Origin of the sequence: Desulfobacter sp. UBA2225 (genome assembly GCF_002348205.1) — a bacterium.
Taxonomy (GTDB): domain Bacteria; phylum Desulfobacterota; class Desulfobacteria; order Desulfobacterales; family Desulfobacteraceae; genus Desulfobacter; species Desulfobacter postgatei.
The window spans coordinates 1-5999 of record NZ_DDYV01000225.1 but is presented as its reverse complement, the minus strand read 5'-3'; the positions used below and the strand labels follow the sequence as shown (position 1 = coordinate 5999).

Annotated in this window: 7 protein-coding genes; 3 read left to right on the top strand and 4 right to left on the bottom strand. The window is 48.2% G+C overall.

Annotated features, from left to right (window positions below):
• The 3 genes from B3D59_RS11425 to B3D59_RS11415 all read left to right on the top strand — a co-directional run.
• On the top strand, positions 1 to 977 hold a 977-nt coding region (locus B3D59_RS11425; protein ID WP_286819867.1), incomplete at its 5' end, for a (Fe-S)-binding protein.
• A 96-nt stretch (positions 978 to 1073) separates the two neighbouring features.
• Positions 1074 to 1859, top strand: coding sequence for an electron transfer flavoprotein subunit beta/FixA family protein (locus tag B3D59_RS11420; RefSeq protein ID WP_004073940.1), 786 nt, complete (start codon positions 1074 to 1076; stop codon positions 1857 to 1859).
• Between the two features lie 2 nt (positions 1860 to 1861).
• Entirely contained in the window at positions 1862 to 2827 is a 966-nt protein-coding gene (locus B3D59_RS11415) for an electron transfer flavoprotein subunit alpha/FixB family protein (RefSeq protein WP_286819866.1), read from the top strand.
• A gap of 62 nt (positions 2828 to 2889) precedes the next feature.
• Here the strand turns inward: B3D59_RS11415 and thyA are convergent, their stop codons facing one another.
• The 4 genes from thyA to B3D59_RS11395 form a co-directional block, all read right to left on the bottom strand.
• Positions 2890 to 3756, bottom strand: coding sequence for a thymidylate synthase (gene thyA, locus B3D59_RS11410; RefSeq protein WP_286819865.1), 867 nt, complete (start codon positions 3754 to 3756; stop codon positions 2890 to 2892).
• A gap of 17 nt (positions 3757 to 3773) precedes the next feature.
• Positions 3774 to 4904, bottom strand: coding sequence for an ATP-binding protein (locus tag B3D59_RS11405; RefSeq protein WP_286819864.1), 1131 nt, complete (start codon positions 4902 to 4904; stop codon positions 3774 to 3776).
• A 414-nt stretch (positions 4905 to 5318) separates the two neighbouring features.
• On the bottom strand, positions 5319 to 5546 hold the full coding sequence (locus tag B3D59_RS11400; RefSeq protein ID WP_286819863.1) for a TA system antitoxin ParD family protein: 228 nt from the start codon (positions 5544 to 5546) through the stop codon (positions 5319 to 5321).
• Between the two features lie 133 nt (positions 5547 to 5679).
• Positions 5680 to 5999 (bottom strand): CRISPR-associated endonuclease Cas1 (locus B3D59_RS11395; protein WP_286819862.1); only part of this gene is annotated, 320 nt, incomplete at its 5' end.

The window sequence follows — 5999 nt, the reverse complement described above, 5'->3', positions numbered from 1 at the left end:
AGATCTGGTCCTGTACCACCTGCGGTGCCTGTGAAGAGGAGTGCCCCCTGGGGATCGAATATATTGACAAGATGGTTGACCTGCGTCGTGGCATGGTGGATGAGGGTATGGTGCCCCAGTCCCTGCAAAAACCCCTTAAAGCCCTTGAAAAACGCGGTAATCCCTATGGCAAAATGGAGAAAAAACGCGCGGACTGGGCCCTGGAAAAAACATTTGCCGAAACCCATACGGTCAAAGATCTGGGCGAAGAGAGCGCCGATACCCTCTACTTTGTAGACAGTATCACCTCCTATGACGACAATATTCAGGAGATAGCCCGCAGAACCGCCATCATCCTTGAAAAGGCGGGCGTGGATTTCGGCATCCTGGGCAAGGACGAAAAAGACAGCGGCAACGAGGTGATCCGGTTTGGTGAAGAGATGCTTTACCAGGATCTCAAAACCCAGAATACCCAAGCCATTCTAGAATCCGGTGTGAAACAGATTGTCACGGCAGACCCCCATGCCCTGAATGCTTTGAAAAATGACTACACGGGCCTGCCCCCGGTCAAACACATCAGTGAAATTGTGGCTGAAAAGATTAAATCCGGTGCCCTGACCATGAAACCGTGCAAGGATCGTGATAAAGTGTATGTGTATCATGACCCCTGTTATCTGGGGCGCCACAACAGTATTTATGAATCCCCGAGAGAGGCGATGGATGCCATTGCGGGCCTGACACGGGTGGAACTGGAAAAGAGCCGTGATCGCTCCTTCTGCTGCGGCGGCGGCGGTCTGATGCTGTTTTATGAGCCCGAAGAAGAGACCCGCATGGGGGTTCTCAGGGTCAACATGGCAGCAGAAGCCGGGGCCAATGTTATTGTCACGGCCTGTCCTTTCTGTCTGGTGAATATCCAGGATGCCATTAAAGTGGCCGGGAAAGAAGGCGAGATGGAAGTCCTTGATTTTACGCAACTCATTGAGGAACATTTAGCATAATCAACGCTTAACATAAAACGCTTAACATAAGTTCTCTGCCGGGTTTGGTTTAATAAGCCCGGCAGACCCCAAAAAAATAAGCTTAAGGAGGAAATAATGGAAATTTTGGTGTGCGTCAAACGAGTTCCGGATACTGCTGAGAACGAATTTGAACTCAATTCCGAAGGAAATGATCTGGATCGTGATGATCTGGTTTATTCCGTGAACGAGTGGGACAACTATGCCGTTGAAGAGGCCATCCAGATCGTGGATAAGGTGGGCGGCAGCGTAACTGTCGTAACCGTGGGTGATGACGGGGCTGAAGAAGTCCTGCGACGTGAAATGGCCATGGGTGCCGATAACGGCGTTCTTCTCTTTGATGACGCCTTTGAAGGATCTGACGGTAGAGGTATTGCCGCCATCCTCAAAGCTGAAGTTGAAAAAGGCAATTATGATCTGATTCTTACCGGCGCCCAGGCTGATGACGGCGCAGGCCAGGTTGGCGGCATGCTTGCCGCAATGCTGGATTACCCCTATGCCTCTCTGGTGAACAAGATTGAGCCTGCTGATGCAAAAATTAAAGTAGGTCGGGAAATTGAAGGCGGCAACCAGGAGATGAACGAAATTGAGTTGCCCTGTGTGCTTTCCATTCAGACCGGTATCAACGAACCCCGTTATGTCGGTATCCGCGGTATCCGTAAGGTGGCCGGCGTTGAGATTCCTGTAAAGGGTGCCGCTGACCTTGGTGTGGATCCGGGCAGCGTGGGCGAAGCCGGTGCAAAGACCAAACGCGTGGATTATTTTGTACCCGATCTGGGTGATGGTGCTGAAATGCTTGAAGGCTCCACTGATGAAATAATTGAAAAATTGATTGAGAAGTTGAAAGCCAAAGGAGGTCTTTGATCATGACACAGATTTTTGCATATGTTCCATTTAAAAACGGGGTGGCCGAAGATGTGGCCATGGAATTCCCGGGTGCTGCAAAAAAGATTGATGCCGGCGCCTCTCTTACTGCCGTGGTTGCCGGTTCCGGCGCGGATCTGGACAAAGTGGCCAACGCGCTGACCAAGACTTACGCAGAAGTGATCAAAATCGACAATCCCGCCTTGGCCTATCCCAATGCCGAGATCGTGAGAAAAGCCCTGACCAATATCATTCCGGCCGACGCCATTGTGCTGGTGGCCCATGATACCTTTGGCATGGATCTGGCCCCTGGTCTCTCCATAAAACTGGATTCAGCCTATGCTGCCGACGTTGTCGACTTTGAAGGTATGGACGGTGATGCCCTGAAACTCGTCCGTCAGGAACTGGGCGGCGCTGTCTCCACGCATGTGACCTGCGATGCATCTGCGGGCGCTGTCCTCACTATCCGTCCGGGCGCATTTGCCCCCGCTGAGGGTGGTGCTTCCGGTTCCGTGGTTGACAAATCCGGTGACGCCGGTGACCTTTCCGCCAAAAGAACCTTCCTGGAAGTGGTTGAAGCTGAGGTCGGCGATGTTGATATCACCAAATCCGACGTTCTGGTTTCCATTGGCCGTGGTATTGAAGATGGAGACAATATTGCGATTGCCCAGGAACTGGCTGACGCCATGGGTGCGGTGGTTTCCTGTTCACGTCCCATCGTTGACGCCAAATGGCTTGAAAAATCCCGCCAGGTTGGTACTTCCGGCCAGACCGTTAAACCCAAAGTCTATATGGCCATGGGTATTTCCGGTTCCTTCCAGCACATGGGCGGCATCAAGGGCAATCCATTTATCGTTGCCGTGAATAAAAATCCCAAAGCACCCATTTTCCAGGTTGCTGATGTGGGGATCGTGGAAGATATCCTTGAGTTCATGCCTGCACTCCAGGAAGCCATTGAGGCTCTTTAAACAGGCATAAGCGGAAAGTACAACAAAGCCCTGCGGATTTTTAATGCAGGGCTTTTTATTGTCTAAACAGCAATTTCAAATCGAATGGCCGGGTGGTGGCGGTAGTCCGTTAAAACCGTGTCATTGTACTGCCAGTCAAAAATAGATGAAAAAGCAGTGGTTTCTATGCCAGGCAGGGCAAAGGGTTTTCTTTCAAGCTGTTGCATCAGTCCTTCCACATGGTTTTCATAAATATGGGTGTCCCCCAGAAAGCCCACAAGGGTGCCCGGTTTAAACCCTGATTCCAGGGCCAGAAGCGTTAGAAGAAGTCCATAGCTTGCAATGTTGAAGGGAAGACCCAGGGCAGTATCCACGGACCTCTGGTTCCACAGCAGATTAAGCCGGCCATTGATGACGGTGACCTGAAATCCGTAGTGGCAGGGCGGAAGAGCCATATGGCCGATATCCATGGGATTCCAGGCCGACACGATCATGCGCCGGTCATCGGGATTGGTTTTCAGGGTGGCCACCAGGTGTTTAAGCTGATCCACCCCGGAGGGGACCGGTGCCTTGTCCCAGGCCTGGTATCCGCCGCCGAAATGTCGCCACTGGAACCCGTAAATGGGGCCAAGTTCCCGTTCTTCCATCATTTTTTTTCTGGTTTCATCATCATGCCCGTAGGCGACTTTGGCCGGTGAGCACCATTCATCCCAGATATGGTTGTTTCTCTCCCGCAGCCAGTTTTTATCTGTGATGCCTTTGATGAAAAATTCCAGTTCCGAGGCCACAAGGGCAAAGGGTACGTATTTGGTGGTCAGCAATGGAAATCCTTCGGCCATGTCATGTTCAAACATGGCCCCGGCAATGGCAATGGTGTTCACCCCGGTGCGGTTCTCCTTGATCTGGCCCTGGTTAAGGACTTTTTTGACAATATTTGAATAGGCGTCCATGTGTGTGTCCGTTTGTATTAAAAGTTTAATTCTGACAGCCAGTTGGATGCAAGCCTGATTTCTGCTCCGTTTGGAAAAGTTTTTTCTCTGTCCAGTTTTTTTGAAATTTGCACCATTTTGATTTCAGGAAAAAATTTTTTAAATATTTCAAAATTCGGGTTCAAATTATTATCGTTCCATTTTACCTCTAACAATAAGGACGGGCGATCCTCTTTTGAAATACAGAAATCGATCTCTTTGCCGTCCTTATTTTTTACATAAAATAGCTTTCCTTCTTCTCCCAGGCAATCCTCCCGGAAATGCAATTCTTTTTGTATGGCACATGCCACGGCATTTTCCAGCTTAATCCCTTGATCACCAATAACCTGGCCTGTATCGTAGAAATAAAACTTAGGTGCTTTCTGAATAGCCCTGGCAATGTTTTTATGGAAGGGTGATATTTTGAAAAGCACATACATATTTTCGAGTATCGTTAACCACCTTTTTACCGTTTTATCTGAACATTGTAGATCCTGTGCCAGGGAGCTATAGGAAATTGGGCTGCCTACCCGGTGCTTTAATAGCTGAATCATCGTTTCAATCTGGGTGATCTGCTGAACATTTTCAATGTCAATGAGATCTTGTTTTAAAATGATATCAAGATGAGATTTTTTCCAGCGGTTATAGAAACGACTTGTTCCATTCAAAAATGGCTCTGGGAAACCACCAAACGATAAAAGCTTGTCTAATTCAACGTCATGGTTGTCCGGTTTTAAAAAAGTGCTGATTTCCTTAAGATCCAGAGGATGCAATCTGAATTGGAAGAATCTTCCTGCAAGGGAATCACCAACTTTTTTATAGGTATCTAATCGTGCACTGCCCGTAACAAGGATTGCTGGTGGAATGCCTTCTTTGTCATAAATGCCCTTCAACCATGCTTTCCAGTTTTTCAGCTTATGCAGTTCATCAAAGATAACCAGGGGCTTTGAGCGGTCCCAGGATCTTTCCTGTAAGTCTAACCGATCATCAATATTATCATAGTTGAAATAATCAAAATTATTTTCGAGCATTTTTGACAGCGTCGTTTTTCCGGTCTGGCGCGGCCCGGTCAGCAGGATAATTTTATTATTCAAATCTTCTTGAATATATTTTGTAAGATATCGTTTCATGATGGTTATTCTGACATGAATTCCGAAATAGTCAAGACTTTTTCGGAATCAAGTTCGATAAAGTCGACTTGTTAGTCCGGATGGGGGCTCCGGCACTGGTACCCGCAACGTGAGCAGGCATAGCCGCGCGGAGATCAAGGGCGCAGCAGTCATGCAACGGGTCCTGACCCAAGCCTAACATGTTTGAATAATTGTTTATATTTTTGCTTTATAACAGAAGACGCCATTGATGAATCGGCCTGCTTCGCATCAGCGTGGGCTTTTTTCTTAACATGAAATCGTCGCTGGTGGCTACAGTTACTTTTAGGTTTGGTCACGGCACGCCGGGGGAAACGTTATCAAAGAAGGTGATCATGGCCTTGAACTCACTTGTCTCAATCCTCTCTAATCGAGGNNATCGGGATTGAAAAATTTTCATTTCTGCTGCCCAAATTTATATTCACTTATTGCTTCGTGTTCCAATTCAGCGATGCCGAGGAGGATCTCTTTTATAAGGTTATAGGTTAAATCGGGGTTTTCTTCAGCACATTTTCCAATCCGGGCCCAATGCTCAATTTGCCCAGTTAAAGATCGTTTATCTATTTTGCTGAATATCTTTGCTTCCCGAACCAATTCGTCAGTTATTCTTACTGCTGTTGTCATGATAGTCCCCTTATTGTGTTTTTTTAAGCATAATGCGCTGTGCTGCATAATGCAATTCACAATTGCATTATGGTTTCATTGTGCGTCGGGGAGACCGGGAGGCGGAACAAATTGTCAAAGAGCGCAGATTCATTCAAAAGGTCATGGGCCGGTAGAATTTCTGCGGATCCAGAAGCGAGTCGGCAAAACCTCTGACCTGGGTCTGAATGGTCCTGCGAAATGAAGATGTGCCCCGCATCAGCTCCTCATAGGCAGAAAGCAGGGCATTTACCGGGTCCTTTGGCGGGCGCCTGTTCCGGTTATTGAAGAAAAACAGGTCGTTTCGTATGAGCAGTTTAAACACGTTGAAATAGATCCGGGAACCTGCCCCCTCAAATCCACGCACCTCGTCAGGGGTCTCGGCTTTTTCCAGTGAAGACTTCAGGGCCTTGAGTCCGGCTGCGGCAGACCCCA

What these genes read in the sequence shown, in the direction of transcription:
- B3D59_RS11420 (WP_004073940.1), top strand. Translation starts at nt 1,074, where the DNA reads ATGGAAATTTTGGTGTGCGTCAAACGAGTTCCGGATACTGCTGAGAAC.
- B3D59_RS11415 (WP_286819866.1), top strand. Translation starts at nt 1,862, where the DNA reads ATGACACAGATTTTTGCATATGTTCCATTTAAAAACGGGGTGGCCGAA.
- thyA (WP_286819865.1), bottom strand. Translation starts at nt 3,756, where the DNA reads ATGGACGCCTATTCAAATATTGTCAAAAAAGTCCTTAACCAGGGCCAG.
- B3D59_RS11405 (WP_286819864.1), bottom strand. Translation starts at nt 4,904, where the DNA reads ATGAAACGATATCTTACAAAATATATTCAAGAAGATTTGAATAATAAA.
- B3D59_RS11400 (WP_286819863.1), bottom strand. Translation starts at nt 5,546, where the DNA reads ATGACAACAGCAGTAAGAATAACTGACGAATTGGTTCGGGAAGCAAAG.